We start from the raw sequence: 17,536 nt of genomic DNA, 5'->3' as shown, positions 1-17,536 counted from the left end.
GAACCGGGACTTCTGAAAATCAGACGTCCGATGGATTTCCGGATCAACTTGATCAGGGAAAGATAAAGCCCGCTCCGAATTGGAGCGGGCTAAATTTTTTCTCAGTAACCTTTGCCAACTTGCGTCGGGCATACGCGCAATACAACCTAGCGGTCAGGATCTTAATGAGAAAGTCGGGCCAGCCAAACGGCTGGTAATCACTTAGCTGGCCCGGTCTTCTGCCCACTTCATAAGAATGTAGGCAAAAGCTATTAGCTATCCAGTCCGAGCATTGCCTTTACAGCAGCCTCGACCTCGTCGGTGACGGGTTTGTTCGCAGCGTCTTCCAATGCCGCGCGCTCATCGAGTGACTGCTGCTCAACGGCGTCTGCCAGGTCTTCGACGTTTTGCACGGCTTCCTCGTACTCCAAGGCTGCCTGTTTTTCGGCATTCAGGCTGTCGGCGGCATCTTTGGAAGCTTGCAGATCATCGTTTGCGTCCTGAAGTGCGTCCTCGATATCAGGATTGGTGCCTCCCGCATCTGCCAGTTGCTGTTCGAGATCATCGACGATGTCCTGCTTTTCCTGAACATCGGCCAGCGCATCCTCAAGGTCGTCATTGATTTCAGCGCTGGAGCGCTCCGGCGGGGTCATATCATCCAGAAGGTCTTGTTTTTCGGCAAGCTCCGCTCGGATGCTGTCGCCAGCCAAAACCGTGTCGCGATAGGTTGCAATGCGACCGACGCGCGAATTCGGGGCAGCGTTCTGAAGGGCTTTCTCACTTGCGTTGGCTGCGTTCAGTGCGCCCAGTTCCGAAGGGTGGACGCCCAGCGCGGCAGCCAGTTTATTCCCCTTCTTATGGGAATCGGTCAGGTCCGTTTCCTCGACTTGAACCTTGGATTTTGTCGCGTGCGCTGCCGGTGCGGTCTTGGTCTGAGTTTTCTTGGACTTCTTACCGGTAAACAATTCTTTCAAAGAGAACGATTTTCCCTTCGAAGATTTTGACTTCGAACCCTTTGCGCCAGAGGTAGTGCGCCCCGACTTACCGGCGGATTTTGAACCACCACTTTTAGCCGCCCCATTACCGCCGCCTTTGCCATTTCCGGCGCCGTCGCTGTTTCCTTTACCGCCGCCGTTTCCTTTACCGCCACCATTGCCCCCACCGTTGCCATTACCATCTTTGGCATAGGCCACATCAGGAAGGGCAACTGCCGCCACAATTGCGGTGGAGCCCAACATTGCGATTGCGAGAGCGGAGGCCTTCAGCACGCCGGTCAAGTTGGTTTTCATAGCGGTCCTCGTAGGTCAAACGCGGGTTTCATTTGGGCCGGCAGTGTGTTTCGCGCTTTGCACACACAGAAAACGCTTGCCGGAATCAATATCTGACAGGTGCCATCTAAACCCATCATCATTGAACCCACGCCGAACTGCTCGTTCATCGCCAGTTCATGTTGAAATCGGTAGATTGTTAAGGTGGTTGCGCAGTAAAGAGTGCTGAAGATGAGAAAGCTCTTAACCATCTTGTTTCTTGTTGCCGTTCTCCAGCCCGGAGAAGGCAATGCAGCCGTTCGTGAGCTGAAGCAGACAGAACTGCGCAAAGCAACAACCTCGGGCAACGCAATCCGGTTGCAGAAAGTCATCAAAGGGGTCGAACAGGTCTTTGGCGGTACGCCCATTGATGCGCGAGCTTTTCAGGCCGACAAAGTTTACTACCGCGTGCTGGTCAAAAAACCGAACGGGAAGATTGTCAGTGTTATTGTTAACGCAAAAACCGGCGTTGTCGTTTCCAACGGGTCCAAGATCGGCAAACAAATCTCAGAAGCGGCCAAATCTGCGCCCGGAAACTCGGCCAATGCGAAATCTCAAGGCAAGTCTTCTGCCAACGCAAATGGTGGTCAAAGCGGCAACCGTGGGAACAGCGGTGGCGGTCGCGGCAATGGTGGCGGCAATTCCGGAGGTAACGGTGGCGGCAACTCCGGTGGTAACGGTGGTGGCAACTCCGGTGGTAACGGTGGCGGAAACGGCGGTGGCAACGGGGGTGGTAAAAAGTAATGGTTAAACTGCCATTCGCACGCCTATAATTCCCAAGTATGAGAGTCTTACTGGCAGAAGACGAACCGCACCTTTGCGAGCAGATTAAGAAACTGTTGAACGCTGAAGGTCGGGTCGTGGACATTGTGAACAGCGGCCTGGAAGCTTTGCATCTGGGTGCAACAGAACCCTATGACATGATCATCCTCGATATTGGATTGCCAGAACGAGATGGCATTTCAGTTCTGCGGGAATGGCGCAGCGCGGGCATCAAGACCCCGGTGCTGATCCTCACGGCCCGCGATGGCTGGAGCGAAAGGGTCGACGGATTGGACGCAGGCGCGGACGACTACATGACCAAGCCGTTCCATATGCCCGAACTGGCGGCGCGGGTCCGTGCCATACTGCGGCGGCAGAGCGGTCAGTTGAATCCCGTCGTCGAAATGGGAAATGTTGTGCTGGATACCCGCAACGGGCGTGTAACGGCGGATGGCGTTCCAATCGACCTGACCGCGCAGGAGTTGGCTGTTCTTACATATCTGGCCCATAATGTTGGGCGTATGATCTCAAGGACCGAGTTGTCGGAACATATTTACGAATACGATGGAGACCGGGACTCGAACACCATTGCCGTCTTCATAACCCGTCTGCGCAAAAAACTTGGTCCTGATCTGATCACAACGATTCGGGGCCGCGGATACATGATCGACTCTGCCTGATGTTATCCCTGCGTCAACGGGCTCTACTGGGGGGGATCGCGTCGGGTGCCCTTTCAGTGGGTGTTGGTACGCTGGCCGTGTTCTCGTTCATCAATGCCCGCGTTTCAGACAGGTTTGATACCGCACTACTTGATCGTCACACGCAACTGGTCGTTGGGTTGAGCGTTACGACCCATGACCCGGATGCGCTGCGGAATCTGATGTTCGATCCAGCCTATGGCACACCGTATTCCGGCAGATACTGGCAAGTCAGCAACAGCGAAGGTGAGATCTTTACCTCGGCTTCCTTGTTTGATGAAGTCATTGCCGAACCGCCGGGGAACCCTGATGTAACGACGCTTTGGAACACTCCCGGTCCGGAAAGCGAAGCTTTACGAGGAGCCTTTCAGAAAATTACTTATGAGGATGGTACGGTCTGGGGGGTCAGCGTTGCCGAAAGTCAGGCCCAGCTTGTCGCGGAACGCCGCGCTGCACAACAAAGCCTGCTTCCGGTTTTTGCGCTGGTCGGTCTGATCGGTGTCGTTGGATCGCTGCTGCTGATGTCAATCATCCTGACGCCACTCAGAAAGCTTCGGTCAGATGTGGCGCATCGTTGGGATCGGGACGAAGACCTTAGGCCAGGCGATTATCCAGAAGAGGTGTCTCCTCTGGTCGAGGATCTGAACCAGCTCTTGCGTCGAAACCGGGAAATCGTATCGGGATCACGTCGTCAGGCGGCAGATTTGGCCCATGCCCTGAAAACACCTACTGCAATCATGCGCAATGAACTGCTGCTGTTGTCCGAAGCGGGAGGTTCTACGGAAACCGCTGTGGAAGCTCTCGACCGCATTGACGCACAACTGGGCCGGTCTTTGGCCAGAATGCGGGCGCTGAACACTGCAGACTTGACCCATTCTCGTACTGATCTGTCTCATTCGGTTGATCGACTGGCGCGTCTGTTCACGACCATGGCCGAGCGCGAAGGGAAGTCATTGGAAATCGAACGCGACCCGGGTCTTTGGGTGCGAATGGACGCGCAGGATATCGAAGAAGTCTTGGGTAACCTGCTGGATAACGCGGTCAAATGGTGCAAACACAAGGTCCGCATGACGGCTATGAGAACCTCGAACGGGATCCAAGTTGTGATTGACGACGATGGCCCGGGAATTTCTCAGGACGCTCACCGCGAGGCGTTGCGATCGGGGGGGAGGCTGGATACCTCTGTTTCGGGCAGCGGCCTTGGGCTGGCCATCGCGGTTGATTTGTTAAAGGCCTATGACAGTCGGCTTGATCTGGGTGCATCCAGCTCGCTTGGCGGTCTGGAATGCCGGATCGTAATTCCGAAGGGAACCAATGCGCATCCTGCGTCAGGCTGATCATTTGCCCTTAAGGTTCAGGGTGTTTTGGGTGTGTCGTACGTGGACAAGATGCGAAAACAAGAAAAGCGGACCCATGACAGGTCCGCTTTTGCCCTTACGGGCGATAGGCAGCCAAGGTGGGCTTAGCTGCTCATGTCATAGGCCCGCTCACCATGTACCGAGAGGTCAAGGCCATTTGTCTCGGTCTCGGCGTTTACGCGAAGTGGTGTGATCAGTGCAACCGCCTTGACCAGAACTATCGTGACAGCTGCCGTAAAGACACCCACGATAACCAGCCCGCCCAACTGTGCGGTCCATGTGCCAAGGCCAAACACGGCGATCATGATGGTGCCGAAGATGCCTCCGACGCCATGTACCGCGAACACGTCCAGCGTATCGTCGATATTCAGCTTGTTGCGCACCAGGCTGACGGCTTCCTGACACAGAACGCCCGCAACAGCGCCGATGATAAGGGCCTGAACCGGACCCACAAAACCCGAAGCGGGCGTGATAGAGGCCAGACCTGCAATTGTCCCGGTAACAAGACCCACCATCGAGGCTTTGCCAAAGCGGATGCGTTCCCAAAGCGCCCATGTCAGTGACGCAGTTGCGGCGGACAGGTGGGTAACGGTCATCGCCATCGCAGCGCCACCGTCCGCGGCCAGTTGCGAACCGCCATTGAAGCCGAACCAGCCGACCCACAGCATCGCGGCGCCGACCATGACATAGCCGGGATTATGCGGCGGGGTCGTTCGGTTTCGGCGCGGGCCAAGGATGACGGCGATGATCAGGGCTGCCAGACCAGCGGTTTCGTGCACCACAATACCGCCCGCGAAATCACGCACGCCAGTGTCGCCCAAAATACCTCCATCGGCCAGCATTCCACCGCCCCAGATCCAGTGAACCACCGGCGCATAGCACAGCAGCATCCACAGCGCCGAGAAGGTCAGCACAAAGCCAAAGCCCACCCGTTCAACATATGCGCCCACGATCAGGGCCGGGGTGATGATGGCAAAGGTCATCTGAAAGGCAAAGAACAGGATTTCCGGTAGAGTGCCAGCAAGGCTGTTCACATCAACACCGTTGAGGAATGCCTTGCCCAAACCGCCCCAAAGCCCACTTTCACCGGGTCCAAAGGCGATGGAGTACCCGGCGACCAGCCACAGAATGCTCATCAAACAGGCAATGGCAAAGCAATGCATAAAAACGCTGAGAACGTTTCGGGCACGTACAAGCCCGCCGTAAAACAACGCCAGACCCGGTAATGTCATGAAAAGGACCAGTGCAGTAGCAACTATGATCCAGGCTGTATCGGCTCCATTCATGGGCCGCTCTCCTTTTCCCTGCATGGTTTCCCGGGCAGGTCATCTGACAACGCCCGGGATCGAGTGAGTGTATGTGCAGAGCCTTGAAGCGGAGGGCAGGTGAGGAAAAAAGAGGCAACACCTGAATTGGTCGCCTATTTTGTCGCCTTTTGTTCAAGTGATGACAGTTTTGGCGGCTATGGGCAGATATTGCTTAAAAAAGGTGCGCGTTATGAAAGCCCGGTCAGAAGCAACGCCAGCGCATGATCCCGCGCGGCGCGGCGCACCGCATCCCGCCCTTGCGCGCCAAACTCAATCGTTTCTGTTCGGGTTTCCCGGCCTTCTCTGGCCAGTCCGAAACATACGCGCCCTTCGGGTTTGAATTCAGACCCGCCCGGCCCGGCAATGCCGGTAATCGCGACGGCAAGCTGCGCTTGTGAGTTGCGCAATGCGCCTTCGGCCATTTCGCGCGCGACCTGCTCGGACACTGCTCCGAAAACCTGCAGGGTTTCTGCCAGCACACCCAGCATGTCCTGCTTGGCCCCGTTGGTATAGGTAACAAAACCCCGATCCACGACGGCCGAGCTGCCGGGTATATCCGTCAGGGCCGCAGCGACCATACCGCCGGTGCAGCTTTCCGCTGTGGCGATCATAACGCCCTGCGCTTTGGCGCGGTTCAACAGGTCGGGCACGTTCATAGGCCCAGAACCCCGTGCGTGATGCCAGCCAGAACCATCACGCCAACGGCTGCGAAAATACCCGCAATCACGTCGTCCAGCATCACTCCCATAGGATCGCCGCGACGATCTGCCCAACCGACAGGGCCGGGTTTGGTGATGTCGAACAGGCGGAACAGGGCGAACCCGGCAACCCAGCCGGGCCAGAGGGCGGTAATGTCGATCCCATGCGCCCAGGACGGATATGAGATCGCCCAGAGGGCAATGAACTGGCCCGCGACCTCATCGATGACGATTTCCGACGGGTCGTGATCGTCCTGGCCGTCGGTCATCACGCGCGTGGCCCACAGGCCGCCTGCAAACACCACGAGCGTTGCGAGTGCCAGCAATGGGAATCCGCCCAGCGCGTGCAGGACCCAAGCCATCGGCAGCGCGGCCAGCGAACCCCAGGTGCCGGGGGCAGGGCGTATATATCCGACGCCGCCAACGGTGCCAATCAACTGCGCCGCGTTCATGATTTCACCAGACAGGCCGTCGCAAGCGATGCGATGCCTTCACTGCGACCGGTGAAGCCCAGACGCTCGGACGTGGTGGCCTTGACCGAGACCTGATCGGCACGCAAGCCCATGATTTTGGACATTTCTTCGCGCATGACAGCGGCGTGAGGGCCAATCTTCGGGTATTCACAGACCAGCGTGCAATCCACGTTCGAGATGCGATACCCCATCTGTCCTGCCAGTTCCACCGCGTGACGCAGAAAGATCTCGCTGGCGGCCCCTTTCCATTGCGGATCCGAGGGCGGAAAATGCTGTCCGATATCCCCTTGCGCCAATGCGCCATAAATCGCGTCGGTTACAGCATGCATCCCGACATCCGCATCCGAATGCCCCTGCAACCCGCGATCATGGGGAACCTTCACACCGCAAAGGACCACATGATCCCCGTCGCCAAATCGGTGCACGTCATAGCCGTTGCCAAGTCTTACATCCATATCCATTCCCATGATACGTTCCGCCCGGGCAAAATCCTCGGGGCGGGTGATCTTCAGGTTGTCCGCATCGCCCGGTACGATGCAGACATCTACCCCCGCAGCGCGTGCAACCTCAACATCATCAGCAGCACCGCCCGGATGCGCCGCGTGGGCGGCGGTGATGGTGTCATAGTGAAAGCCTTGCGGTGTTTGCGCCGCAAACAGGTTGCTGCGGTCTTGTGTGCCAGTCACGGCCCCGTCTTGTCCTATCCACAAGGCGTCAGTCACCGCCAGTCCGGGGGCGGCGGCCTGATGTGCATCCAATGCGTTCAAGACGTCCTGAATGGTGCGTGACGAAACGCAGGGTCTGGCAACGTCATGAATCAGGACGCGCTTCACGTCGAGGTGCGCCAGGGCCTTCAAACCGTTGCGTACAGAACCCGTGCGATCTGTGCCGCCCGAGGCGAGGATCAGATCGGTATCACGAAACTCCTCCCAGACCAGAGTGTCTTCGTCGGATAAGACCAGAACGATATGGGCGACCTGTCCGCGGAACCGATCGATTGTCCAGTCTGCCACGCGACGGCCTGCAAGGCCGCGCCACTGTTTTGGGACGTCGCCCCCTGCGCGCAGGCCGCGGCCTGCGGCGACTATGATGGCAGCTGTGGTCATGCCGCGCGCCCTCCATTTTGTTGCGTTTGTTTAGGCGGCGGTGATTGCAGTGGCAATCACCTATGGTCTGGTGATTAAAAAATAGGCAGATGATGGTTTTGCGGGCTTGTTGCGCGTCGTTTTGTTGTTCATATGCGTGGAATTCGATATCAGAACTGCAACTGCCCAAGGATTAAGCACGTTGACTTTGCGCTTCGCTGACAAACTCGTAACATCGCCGGTTTTGCTGGCCCCGATGGCCGGAATCACAGATCGCCCGTTTCGGGATCTGGTTATGCGCTTTGGTGCCGGCATGGTCGTCAGCGAAATGGTCGCCAGTCAGGAGATGGTGCAGGCCAAACCCGGAGTGCGGGAGCGCGCCGAACTGTCCGCCGATGTGGAAAACACAGCCGTGCAACTGGCAGGGCGCGAGGCGCATTGGATGGCCGAGGCCGCGCGTCAGGTTGCTGATCGTGGAGCGCGGGTGATCGACATTAACATGGGGTGTCCTGCCAAAAAGGTAACAAATGGGTATTCCGGTTCGGCCCTGCTGAAAACACCGGACCACGCACTGACGCTGATCGAGGCCGTTGTCAGTGCAGTCGACGTTCCAGTGACATTGAAAACCCGTCTGGGGTGGGATGACACCCTGCTGAATGCCCCCGAGGTTGCGCGCCGTGCACAAGAGGCAGGCGTTCAGATGGTTACGATCCACGGACGCACGCGATGCCAGTTCTACAAGGGGCGCGCTGACTGGAGCGCAATCCGGGCCGTGAAACAGGCCGTGTCGATTCCGGTTATTGCGAACGGAGATATTGTAGACACAGCAGCCGCACGAACCGCATTGGAACAATCTGGTGCAGATGGGGTCATGGTCGGGCGTGGCGCACAGGGTAAACCCTGGCTACTGGCGCAGATCAGTCACGACCTTTACGGGGCGGATGCGCCGGATATTCCGGTCGGGAATGACCTGATCGACATGGTGCGCACGCATTATCAGGCGATGCTGGGATTTTACGGTGCCGATCTGGGCCTGCGTGTCGCCCGCAAGCATCTGGGATGGTACATGGATCAGGCCGCAACCCCTGCGCCGCTGCGGCGGGCGGTTCTGACGTCGCGCAGCACGGATGAAGTCCTGCGTCTGCTTGGGGACGCACTTGCCGAAACGGGCGAGGTGGCGGCATGAATTCCAACGCCAACATCTGGAACTCATTGCCGGTTCCGGCCTTCATTATTGACGAAAACGACCGCATTGCAGATGTGAATTCGGCGGGCGAGGGGTTTTTGAATGCCTCGCGCCGGTCGGTAATCGGGCATCCGGTATGGGACCAGATCGCCGTTGACGCACCGCTGGAGGAAGCATTCCTGCGCGCCCGCTCGCAAGGCACGCCACTGTTCGTAAACGATGTGGATGCGGGTTCAGGGAACCGTGCGCCGTTGCAATGTGCGTTGCAGATCGCGCCTCTGGTCGGGCATCCGGGGTCGATGATCATGATCATATCTCCTCGTGAACTGGCGGGCAGGATGACCTTGGGCAACACGGTCAAGTCGGCGGCGCAGTCGGCGATTGGCATGGCCGAGATGCTGGCGCACGAGATTAAGAACCCGTTGGCAGGGATTACCGGTGCAGCGCAACTGCTGAGCATGAACATTTCGTCACAGGATCTTGAACTTACAGACCTTATTGTGGCCGAAAGCCGAAGGATCGTGAAGCTTCTGGAGCAGGTCGAGCAATTCGGCAACTTGCAGAAACCGGACCTCAGGCCGGTCAACATCCACGATGTGCTGGACCGTGCAAGGCGGTCCGCGCTGCTGGGATTTGGCGCGGATATGACAATCATCGAGGATTACGATCCTTCATTGCCGCTGGCCTATGGCGATCCGGACCAGTTTCTTCAGGTGGTTCTGAACCTGCTGAAAAACGCATCCGAGGCTGCGGGGCCGCAGGGCGGTACGATCCGTCTGCGCACTTATTTCGAACATTCCTTCCGCCTGCGCCGAAGCGACGGATCGGGTCATTCCCTGCCGTTGCAGATCGAGATCATCGATGACGGTCCGGGCCTGCCCGAGGATATCCGGGGTGATATCTTTGACCCGTTCGTGTCGGGCAAGGAAAACGGCACCGGTCTGGGGTTGGCGCTGGTCAGCAAGATCGTTTCCGACCATGACGGCTGGATTTCCGCCGACTCCGTGCCCGGCCGCACCGTATTCAAACTGTCGCTGCGCCGCGCACCGCGAGATGCAACCGAACACAAGAAGGAGAGCACCTGATGGATGGCACCGTACTGGTTGCGGATGATGACCGCACAATCCGCACTGTTCTGACGCAGGCGCTGACGCGGGCCGGATGCAAGGTGCACGCAACATCTTCGCTGACCACCCTGATGCGTTGGGTCGGCGAAGGCAAAGGCGACGTGGTGATCTCGGACGTTGTCATGCCCGATGGCAACGGTCTGGAGATGCTGCCGAAGATAGCAAAGGATCGCCCTGGATTGCCGGTTATCGTGATTTCCGCGCAAAACACGATCATGACCGCAATTCAGGCGGCTGAGGCTGACGCATATGACTATCTGCCCAAACCGTTTGACCTGCCGGATTTGATGAAACGCACGGCGCGGGCGCTGGATCAGAAGCAGCGCGCACAGCCGGAACCCATACAGGCAGGTGGCGAACGCCCGGATGAGCTGCCTCTGGTCGGCCGCACGCCAGTTATGCAGGCCTTGTATCGTTTGGTCGCACGCGTGATGAATACCGACCTGCCGGTTATGATCTCGGGTGAAAGCGGAACGGGTAAGTCGCTGATTGCCCGGGCAATTCACGACTTTTCGGATCGGCGTACATTACCCTTTGTCACAGTCACCGCAGCCGACCTAAGCGATCTGGAGGGCCCGGCCCGCGTGATGGCGCGGGTGCGTGGCGGTACGCTGCTGATAGATGAAATCGCGGATATCGGCGATGAAATTCAAGCCCGCGTGGTGCGTATGATGGATACGCCCGGTGATCATGTTCCGCGTTTCATGGCAACCAGCCAGACAAACTTGACCGATGGGATGGAAAACGGCCGTATCCGTCAGGACCTGTATTATCGTTTGTGTGGGGCGACGATTCACGTGCCCTCATTGCGCGAAAGGGTCGACGATATACCGCTGCTGGCCGAACATTTTCTGGCCCGGGAGGAGAAGGAAAATGGCAACAAGCGGTGGCTCAGCCCGGAAGCGGTTGAGTTGGTGCGGCGCTATTCATGGCCGGGGAATGTGCGGCAACTGGAAAACGCCGTTCGCCGTTTGGGGCTGACCAGTCGGGCAGATGAGATTTCAAAGGCCGAGGTGGAAATGGTGTTGGGCAGCCAGCCCGAAGCTGCACCGGTTTTGAGCGGCGGCGAACGCGAGAAGCTTTCAACCTCGGTCGAGCGTCACCTGCGACGGTATTTCGATCTGCACGGCAACATATTGCCGCCACCGGGCCTCTATCAGCGGATTTTGCGTGAGGTTGAGGCCCCGCTGATCGAAATCGCACTGGATGCAACTGGTGGGAACCAGGCAAAATGTGCTGATTTACTGGGGATTAACCGAAATACGCTGCGAAAAAAGATTACAGATCTCGATATTCAGGTGACACGGCGCCGCAAACTGATGTAATATCGCCACACAAACCGTGGCATCCCGGCATCTGTCGGGAAAAGATCACGATATATGGCGGTAAGCCGCACAAGCGGCACATCAGGATGAGGGCAGACGGTGGCAACCCGAGCACAGAGCGGGATGATCCCATCGATTGGTCGATGGCGTAAATCACGGAAACTGCGCAATTTCGGCACCTTTGGGCTGGTCCTCATGGGGCCTGTTCTGGCGCTTGCCACATATCTTGTCATTGGTCCCTTTGACCTAGGTGCGACCGCGCCGACATTGCGGCTGATTCTGCTGGCCGATCTTGTCTATGTTTTGGTCGTTGCGGCTTTGGTGCTCAGTCAGTTGGGCAGCCTGATTGCGGCCAGACGGGCCAAGTCGGCGGGCTCGCGCCTGCATTTGCGCCTGATTGGGGCGTTTACGCTGCTTGCGCTGGTTCCGACCGTTACGGTCGCCATTTTTGCCGGCCTGACCGTGAATATCGGCCTGGAAGGCTGGTTTTCGGATCGCGTGCGCCAGGTTGTCGGGTCTTCCCTGACGGCGGCAGAGGCTTATGAGCAGGAACATCGCAGCGGTCTGACGCAGGACGCTACGGTTCTGGCGCGGTTCCTGAACAATGCACGTTCGGTGGAGTTTTACATTTCTGATGCCGAACTCCGCGAGGTTCTGGCGCAGGGGCAGGCCCGGATTCAGCGCGGATTGCGCGAAGCCTATGTCATCGACGGAACGGGCGAAATCCGGTCGCGCGGGGATCGGTCCTATCTGTTCAACTATGAGGCACCAACAGCCGAGCAAATGACGGAAGCGGCAGATAAGGGGCTGCTGATCATTGCCGACTGGCCGAATAATGAATTCCGCGCGCTTGTACCTCTGACCGCTTATCTGGACCGCTACCTCTATGTTAGCCGCGAGGTGGATGGGCAGCTGTTGACGCTGCTGGATGACACCAAAGAAACGGCGCAGTTCTATCAGCAGCTGGAAAGTGAACGGGGCAGGGTGTTGTTCGAATTCGGTCTGCTTTATCTGGGCTTTGCGCTGATCCTAATCCTGGCTGCGATGTCGCTGGGGATGTGGTTTGCCGAACGGTTGTCGCGCCCGGTCGGACGTTTGACCACAGCGGCGCAGCGGGTCGGCGCCGGAGACTTGAGCGTTCAGGTCATCGAAGAGGCCAGCGACGACGAAATTGCGATGTTGGGCCGATATTTCAACCAGATGACCCGACAACTAAAAGGGCAGCGGGACACACTGCTGGAAAATACCCAGCAAATCGAAAGCAGGCGTCGCCTGTTTGATTCCGTGCTCAGTTCGGTCACGTCCGGTGTTGTCGGCGTGGACCCCGATGGATGCGTTACGTTTGTCAATCGCTCGGCTGAACGCTTGCTGGACTGGTCGCGTGGTGAAGAACACCTGGCTATCGGCATTGCGGTTCCCGAGTTTCTGCCTTTGTTTGAAAGCCTCAAGGACAGCGGGCAGGAGGCTGTTCAGGGTGAGGTTAAGGTCACACGTAAGGGGCAGCTTGAAAACCTGCTGGTTCGCATGGCTATCCGTCGTGGAGAGGATGGCGGGCTGGAAGGCTATGTGGTTGCCTTTGACGATGTAACCGATCTGGTCAGCGCGCAGCGAATGGCGGCGTGGGGTGACGTGGCCCGCCGCATTGCACATGAAATCAAGAACCCATTGACGCCGATCCAGCTCAGCGCAGAGCGCATCAAGCGCAAGTTCGCCCGCAAACTGGATGAGGAAGACAGCGGCAGCCTTGAATCGATGACCGGCGTCATCGTGCGGCAAACCAATGACCTGCGGCGTATCGTGGATGAGTTTTCCAAGTTCGCGCGGATGCCCGAGCCCGTTCGCCGCGAAGAGGACCTTGTCGAACTGGTACGCGAAGCCGTACTTTTGCAACAGGCGGGACAGCCGGACGTACAGATTGACGCCGATCTGCCGCAGCAGCCGATCATGGCGGATGTAGATGCGACCATGCTCAACCAGGCGTTGACGAACCTGATTAAGAATGCCGGAGAAGCCATTGTTACCTTGAAAGAAAAGGGTGCTCCGGAAAACCTGGTGCCACAGATCAAGGTGGCGGTTTCAAGCGATGATGCGGGTACAGTCATCACCATTGCAGACAATGGGATCGGTCTGCCGGAAGACCGGGCGCGTTTGTTTGAACCTTATGTAACGACACGCGACGAAGGGACCGGGTTGGGTCTTCCGATCGTCAAGAAAATCATAGAAGAGCATGGCGGCGCGCTGACCCTTGAGGACGCGCCCGTATTCGACGGACAGGACCATTTTGGCGCAATGGCAGTGATCCGTTTGCCTGGGGCAAGTATGTCCCCAACCGTTGCGCCGCAGAAGCAGGCAATTAGAACCAACAAACTGAAAGCAGGCCAAAGATGAGCGACATTCTGATCGTAGATGACGAGCGCGATATTCGCGAGCTGGTGTCCGACATTCTGGAGGACGAAGGCTATTCAACCCGGCTGGCAGCCAACTCGGACGAGTGCATGGCGTCGATCAATTCCGAACCGCCGGGTCTGTTGATCCTGGATATCTGGCTGAAAGACAGCCGCATGGACGGGATTGATATCCTCAAGACGGTAAAGCGCGATAACCCGGATGTGCCGGTGGTGATTATTTCGGGCCACGGCAATATCGAAATCGCTGTTGCTGCCATCAAACAGGGTGCTTACGACTTTATCGAGAAACCGTTTAACATTGACCAGTTGATGGTGGTGATCCGCCGCGCGATGGAGACGTCTCGTCTGCGGCGCGAGAACGCGTCGCTGAAGCGGAAAGAGGTCAACAACTCGGACATGATCGGCAAATCCGCGTCGTTCCGGGCCATGCAGGGGCAGTTGGACAAGGTGACCAAATCAAACGGTCGCGTCATGCTGCGTGGACCTGCGGGTTCGGGCAAGGAAATTGCTGCGCGTTATATCCATGCCCACTCCAACCGTGCGAACGCTCCGTTCGTGACCGTCAACTGTGCCGGGATTGAACCTGAGCGTGTGGAAGAAGTTCTGTTTGGCCGGGAATCGGCCGAACGTGGTGTGGAATCCGGATTGCTGGAAGAAGCTCATGGCGGCGTGGTCTATTTTGATGAAGTTTCCGACATGCCTTTGGGCACACAGTCCAAAATCCTGCGGGTGCTGGTGGATCAGCAATTCCAGCGCGTGGGTGGCTCGGACAAAGTGCGCGTGGATCTTCGGGTGATCTCATCAACCAACAAGGATCTTGATGATGAAATCGCCGCCGAGCGTTTCCGGGAAGAGCTGTATCACCGTCTGAATGTGGTTCCGATCTCCGTACCCTCACTTGAGGACCGGCGCGAGGATATACCGGTACTGGCCCAGCACTTCATCGAAATGTGCAACGAAACCCAAGGGTTGCCTATGCGGGAGCTGTCGGACGAGGCGGTCGCTTTGCTGCAGACAATGACCTGGCCGGGTAACGTGCGCCAGTTGAAGAACCTGATCGAACGTGTTTTGATTCTGGGCGACGGCACCGGCCCGATTGAGGCGCGCGAGCTGCCCAATGAAGAAGACAAGGCCGAAGAGTCGGGCCGCGTTGTCTTGTCGGGTGCGCTGGCCACTTTGCCGCTGCGCGAGGCCCGCGAAGCGTTCGAGCGAGAGTATCTGCTGACCCAGATCAACCGCTTTGGCGGCAATATCAGCCGCACCGCCAGCTTTGTCGGCATGGAACGCAGTGCGCTGCATCGCAAACTTAAGTCGCTGGGTGTTGTGACCTCGAACAAATCTGGTGCGCGGGTCGCGCAAATCGACGAACCTGAACCGGCGGAATGAGTCTGGGGTCATAGTTCACGGGCAGATGGATGTGTGGAACTGATGGCGAGAACGGTGAACTCTGATCTGTCTGGCCGGTTCGTCGAAGGCTACCCGGCTTTTGGCAGGCGGTTAAAGCGACTTCGACGGTCGATCGGATTGAAACAAGCTGCGCTGGCCGAGGTTCTGCAGGTCGATCAGACCACGGTTTCCAGATGGGAGAACGGGGTTCAGCTTCCAACGCCTGATCAACAACACTCGGTGTTTGCTGCGCTGGCTCCTTTCAGGGCGGATGACAACGCGCTAAGACGGCTTGTCGTGAACTCGGCAGACTGCATCCATCTGGTTGAGGAGGCCAGCCACCTGTGCCTGGCCTATTCCCGCAGGCGGGCGCGGGACTGGAAAACCACCCAACGGGCACTGCTTGGCGTGTCCCTCTGGCAATTTGCGACGGACGAAATCCGTCAGGCTGAGGCCGAGCTACAGGACGAGGGATGGTGGGATTTGCAAGCGCCCAACCCCAAGTCGTTTGTAACCTCCGAAGCGCGGCACGACCGTATCCGGATCAGTGCCGGACAGATCACCTGGGAACGGTTGTACCTGTCGGATGGAACGCCGGTCCGGCTGGTCAGTGGGGCACGGTCGGGACGCGCATAATTTATGCGTATTCCTGTGCGGTCGGGTGCAGTAGAACCGGCTTATGCCCCATCCATTACGCATCTTGTTACAGGTTTTGTTGCTTTGGCTTGCCGGGCTAGGTGCGGCGACCCAATTCGCCAAGATTGCGGTTCCTTTTGCTCAGGTCGCAGCCCTCTATCCTGCGCACGCGGATAAGATTGGCTGGCTTTTGTCAGTCATCAGCCTGATTGGCGCGATTCTTGGTGCATTGTCCGGCGCGATAGCCGGGCGGGTTGGGCCTGTCCGGTTGCTGATGTTTGGCTTGACCCTTGGCGGGGCGGTGTCCCTGTTTCAGGCCAGTATCCCCGGTTTGGGCCTGATGCTGGTCAGCCGCGTTGTCGAAGGGGTCTCTCATCTGGCTATCGTTGTCGCAGCACCAACACTGATTGCGCAAATCACGATTGGAAAATGGCGCAACGCGGCAATGGTTTTGTGGAGCAGTTTCTTTGGTGTCGCCTTTGCCCTGAACGCATGGCTTGGGCTTCCCTTGATCGCTCAGGTCGGGCTGCCGGTTTATTTTGCTACCCATGGCGCGCTGATGTTTCTGATCGCCGTCCTGATCGTATCTTTCCGTCCCAACAGTGCATCGGATTTGGTAAACAATCCCTTTTGGAGCGTGCGAATACTGATTGACATACACGTACAGACCTATCGCTCTGCGTTTGTGTCCGCTCCGGCGCTCGGGTGGTTCTTTTACACGCTGACCTTTGTCTCGTTGCTGGCCATTCTTCCGGGAAGATTGCCGGACGATGTCAGTGCGATGATTGCTGGTCTGATGCCGTTGGCCGGGATCGTGATTTCCTGGCTTACCGTCCCGGTGTTGCTGAGCGTTTGTTCTGGTGTTTTTGTTATTAACCTCGGTTTCGGGCTGTCTATCCTTACGATAGGCGCCCTGTTTCTTGGTGCCCCGTTGCCCGTTGTCTGCGTTGCGCTTTTTGCGGTGCTGGGGCTTGTTCAGGGCGGCAGCTTTGCGGCGGTGCCGCAGTTGAACTCGACACCCGAAAACCAGGCGCTGAGCTATGGTGCCATGGCGCAGATGGGGAATGCGGGTAACCTTTTGGGCACACCTGTTTTGCTTGCAATACTGTGGCGGACTAGTGAAGCGGGCATGTTGATTGCCGTGGTCGGGTTCTATGCTGTTGCCATGGCGCTTCATCTGTGGCTTGCCGCGCGGCGCAAACGCGCTTCAACCGGACTGGAATGATCAATCGCGCGGTACCGTGGTTCTTCTTATCCGGATTGCCCCGGTGTGATGATCTGAAACGACCCGTCATCGAATTTCACAAAACATGAGGCACTGTTGAGGGGCGGCAATGTTGTTGTTCGCGCCAATGGTACCCCCGATTTCACATTTTGCTTGCAAGGCGGCAAGCTGACAGGGCGAAATCCCTTTTCGGCCATGCATTGCGCCTCGACCGTGTTTCGCAGGCCCTGATTCACATCGACGGTATAGACCCTGCCGGGTTGCCACCAGCCTGGGGATTGATAGCAACGACCTCTGCCGTCGCAATATGTGCGCCCGGGCCAATAAGTCGGCGGGCTTTGGCGGATCTGATTGGCAACCGGCACCTCGTTGACCGCCCTAAGCTGGCACTGGGTGGTCTCTTTTTGCAGACGTGACACGGTTTCACCCTCGCGATAGTAAAGCGAGAGCGGCCCGCACGAGGACAGCACCATCAGAGGCACGAGCATAGGAAACAGCGTTTTCATATGCTTATCTTGCCGCAGCTGATCGGCGATGACAATTCAATTGACCGCTTTGGGGCCATCTGTCATTCAA

16 protein-coding genes are annotated in these 17,536 nt (G+C 57.7%); 10 read left to right on the top strand and 6 right to left on the bottom strand.

Features of this window, described 5'->3' with window-relative positions; genetic code table 11:
• Nucleotides 1–251: 251 nt before the first annotated feature.
• The gene (locus tag ACR0LL_RS05525) at nucleotides 252–1,268 is read right to left on the bottom strand and encodes a hypothetical protein (protein WP_480584583.1); all 1,017 of its coding nucleotides are present in this window, start codon (nucleotides 1,266–1,268) and stop codon (nucleotides 252–254) included.
• Nucleotides 1,269–1,478: 210 nt separating this feature from the next.
• Between ACR0LL_RS05525 and ACR0LL_RS05520 the strand changes: the two genes are divergently transcribed.
• Genes ACR0LL_RS05520 through ACR0LL_RS05510 form a run of 3 tightly spaced genes read left to right on the top strand, consistent with a single transcriptional unit; the run spans nucleotide 1,479 to nucleotide 4,083 of the window.
• A complete protein-coding gene (locus ACR0LL_RS05520; RefSeq protein ID WP_480584581.1) occupies nucleotides 1,479–2,030 on the top strand; it encodes a PepSY domain-containing protein in 552 nt (183 codons plus the stop codon).
• Between the two features lie 38 nt (nucleotides 2,031–2,068).
• On the top strand, nucleotides 2,069–2,728 hold the full coding sequence (locus ACR0LL_RS05515) for a response regulator transcription factor (RefSeq protein ID WP_209503754.1): 660 nt from the start codon (nucleotides 2,069–2,071) through the stop codon (nucleotides 2,726–2,728).
• The gene (locus ACR0LL_RS05510) at nucleotides 2,728–4,083 is read left to right on the top strand and encodes a sensor histidine kinase (protein ID WP_480584579.1); all 1,356 of its coding nucleotides are present in this window, start codon (nucleotides 2,728–2,730) and stop codon (nucleotides 4,081–4,083) included. The genes ACR0LL_RS05515 and ACR0LL_RS05510 overlap by 1 nt, the downstream gene beginning before the upstream one ends.
• Before the next feature lie 125 nt (nucleotides 4,084–4,208).
• On the opposite strand, the gene ACR0LL_RS05505 is transcribed toward ACR0LL_RS05510, so the two are convergent.
• The 4 genes from ACR0LL_RS05505 to ACR0LL_RS05490 form a co-directional block, all read right to left on the bottom strand.
• Nucleotides 4,209–5,390: an ammonium transporter gene (locus tag ACR0LL_RS05505; RefSeq protein WP_480584577.1), complete on the bottom strand. Its 1,182-nt coding sequence runs from the start codon at nucleotides 5,388–5,390 to the stop codon at nucleotides 4,209–4,211.
• A 209-nt stretch (nucleotides 5,391–5,599) separates the two neighbouring features.
• A complete protein-coding gene (locus ACR0LL_RS05500) occupies nucleotides 5,600–6,067 on the bottom strand; it encodes a CinA family protein (RefSeq protein ID WP_480584575.1) in 468 nt (155 codons plus the stop codon).
• A complete protein-coding gene (locus tag ACR0LL_RS05495; protein ID WP_480584573.1) occupies nucleotides 6,064–6,561 on the bottom strand; it encodes a phosphatidylglycerophosphatase A family protein in 498 nt (165 codons plus the stop codon). The genes ACR0LL_RS05500 and ACR0LL_RS05495 overlap by 4 nt, the downstream gene beginning before the upstream one ends.
• On the bottom strand, nucleotides 6,558–7,688 hold the full coding sequence (locus ACR0LL_RS05490; RefSeq protein ID WP_480584571.1) for a bifunctional 2-C-methyl-D-erythritol 4-phosphate cytidylyltransferase/2-C-methyl-D-erythritol 2,4-cyclodiphosphate synthase: 1,131 nt from the start codon (nucleotides 7,686–7,688) through the stop codon (nucleotides 6,558–6,560). Before ACR0LL_RS05490 ends, ACR0LL_RS05495 begins: the two co-directional genes overlap by 4 nt.
• Before the next feature lie 181 nt (nucleotides 7,689–7,869).
• Between ACR0LL_RS05490 and dusB the strand changes: the two genes are divergently transcribed.
• The 7 genes from dusB to ACR0LL_RS05455 all read left to right on the top strand — a co-directional run bounded on the left by dusB (nucleotide 7,870) and on the right by ACR0LL_RS05455 (nucleotide 16,960).
• A complete protein-coding gene (gene dusB / locus ACR0LL_RS05485) occupies nucleotides 7,870–8,853 on the top strand; it encodes a tRNA dihydrouridine synthase DusB (RefSeq protein WP_480584569.1) in 984 nt (327 codons plus the stop codon).
• A complete protein-coding gene (locus ACR0LL_RS05480; protein ID WP_209503761.1) occupies nucleotides 8,850–9,938 on the top strand; it encodes a two-component system sensor histidine kinase NtrB in 1,089 nt (362 codons plus the stop codon). Before dusB ends, ACR0LL_RS05480 begins: the two co-directional genes overlap by 4 nt.
• Nucleotides 9,938–11,305 (top strand): response regulator, encoded by a 1,368-nt coding sequence (locus ACR0LL_RS05475; protein ID WP_480480683.1) that lies wholly within the window; start codon nucleotides 9,938–9,940, stop codon nucleotides 11,303–11,305. Before ACR0LL_RS05480 ends, ACR0LL_RS05475 begins: the two co-directional genes overlap by 1 nt.
• Before the next feature lie 123 nt (nucleotides 11,306–11,428).
• Nucleotides 11,429–13,693, top strand: coding sequence for a sensor histidine kinase NtrY-like (locus ACR0LL_RS05470; RefSeq protein ID WP_480584567.1), 2,265 nt, complete (start codon nucleotides 11,429–11,431; stop codon nucleotides 13,691–13,693).
• Entirely contained in the window at nucleotides 13,690–15,099 is a 1,410-nt protein-coding gene (gene ntrX / locus ACR0LL_RS05465; protein WP_480480685.1) for a nitrogen assimilation response regulator NtrX, read from the top strand. Before ACR0LL_RS05470 ends, ntrX begins: the two co-directional genes overlap by 4 nt.
• Nucleotides 15,100–15,141: 42 nt before the next feature.
• Nucleotides 15,142–15,735: a helix-turn-helix transcriptional regulator gene (locus tag ACR0LL_RS05460; RefSeq protein ID WP_480485476.1), complete on the top strand. Its 594-nt coding sequence runs from the start codon at nucleotides 15,142–15,144 to the stop codon at nucleotides 15,733–15,735.
• Between the two features lie 43 nt (nucleotides 15,736–15,778).
• Nucleotides 15,779–16,960, top strand: a complete 1,182-nt coding sequence (locus ACR0LL_RS05455; RefSeq protein WP_480480689.1) for an MFS transporter — start codon at nucleotides 15,779–15,781, stop codon at nucleotides 16,958–16,960.
• A gap of 26 nt (nucleotides 16,961–16,986) precedes the next feature.
• On the opposite strand, the gene ACR0LL_RS05450 is transcribed toward ACR0LL_RS05455, so the two are convergent.
• The gene (locus ACR0LL_RS05450) at nucleotides 16,987–17,466 is read right to left on the bottom strand and encodes a hypothetical protein (protein WP_480584565.1); all 480 of its coding nucleotides are present in this window, start codon (nucleotides 17,464–17,466) and stop codon (nucleotides 16,987–16,989) included.
• Nucleotides 17,467–17,536 lie beyond the last annotated feature (70 nt).

This window comes from Ruegeria sp. AI2, from assembly GCF_056541275.1.
This window is presented reverse-complemented; position numbering and strand designations above follow the sequence as displayed.

What these genes read in the sequence shown, in the direction of transcription:
- ACR0LL_RS05510 (WP_480584579.1), top strand. Translation starts at nt 2,728, where the DNA reads ATGTTATCCCTGCGTCAACGGGCTCTACTGGGGGGGATCGCGTCGGGT.
- ACR0LL_RS05450 (WP_480584565.1), bottom strand. Translation starts at nt 17,466, where the DNA reads ATGAAAACGCTGTTTCCTATGCTCGTGCCTCTGATGGTGCTGTCCTCG.
- ACR0LL_RS05490 (WP_480584571.1), bottom strand. Translation starts at nt 7,688, where the DNA reads ATGACCACAGCTGCCATCATAGTCGCCGCAGGCCGCGGCCTGCGCGCA.
- ACR0LL_RS05455 (WP_480480689.1), top strand. Translation starts at nt 15,779, where the DNA reads ATGCCCCATCCATTACGCATCTTGTTACAGGTTTTGTTGCTTTGGCTT.
- ntrX (WP_480480685.1), top strand. Translation starts at nt 13,690, where the DNA reads ATGAGCGACATTCTGATCGTAGATGACGAGCGCGATATTCGCGAGCTG.
- ACR0LL_RS05505 (WP_480584577.1), bottom strand. Translation starts at nt 5,390, where the DNA reads ATGAATGGAGCCGATACAGCCTGGATCATAGTTGCTACTGCACTGGTC.
- ACR0LL_RS05475 (WP_480480683.1), top strand. Translation starts at nt 9,938, where the DNA reads ATGGATGGCACCGTACTGGTTGCGGATGATGACCGCACAATCCGCACT.
- ACR0LL_RS05520 (WP_480584581.1), top strand. Translation starts at nt 1,479, where the DNA reads ATGAGAAAGCTCTTAACCATCTTGTTTCTTGTTGCCGTTCTCCAGCCC.
- ACR0LL_RS05515 (WP_209503754.1), top strand. Translation starts at nt 2,069, where the DNA reads ATGAGAGTCTTACTGGCAGAAGACGAACCGCACCTTTGCGAGCAGATT.
- ACR0LL_RS05495 (WP_480584573.1), bottom strand. Translation starts at nt 6,561, where the DNA reads ATGAACGCGGCGCAGTTGATTGGCACCGTTGGCGGCGTCGGATATATA.
- ACR0LL_RS05500 (WP_480584575.1), bottom strand. Translation starts at nt 6,067, where the DNA reads ATGAACGTGCCCGACCTGTTGAACCGCGCCAAAGCGCAGGGCGTTATG.
- ACR0LL_RS05525 (WP_480584583.1), bottom strand. Translation starts at nt 1,268, where the DNA reads ATGAAAACCAACTTGACCGGCGTGCTGAAGGCCTCCGCTCTCGCAATC.
- ACR0LL_RS05460 (WP_480485476.1), top strand. Translation starts at nt 15,142, where the DNA reads ATGGCGAGAACGGTGAACTCTGATCTGTCTGGCCGGTTCGTCGAAGGC.
- ACR0LL_RS05470 (WP_480584567.1), top strand. Translation starts at nt 11,429, where the DNA reads ATGATCCCATCGATTGGTCGATGGCGTAAATCACGGAAACTGCGCAAT.
- ACR0LL_RS05480 (WP_209503761.1), top strand. Translation starts at nt 8,850, where the DNA reads ATGAATTCCAACGCCAACATCTGGAACTCATTGCCGGTTCCGGCCTTC.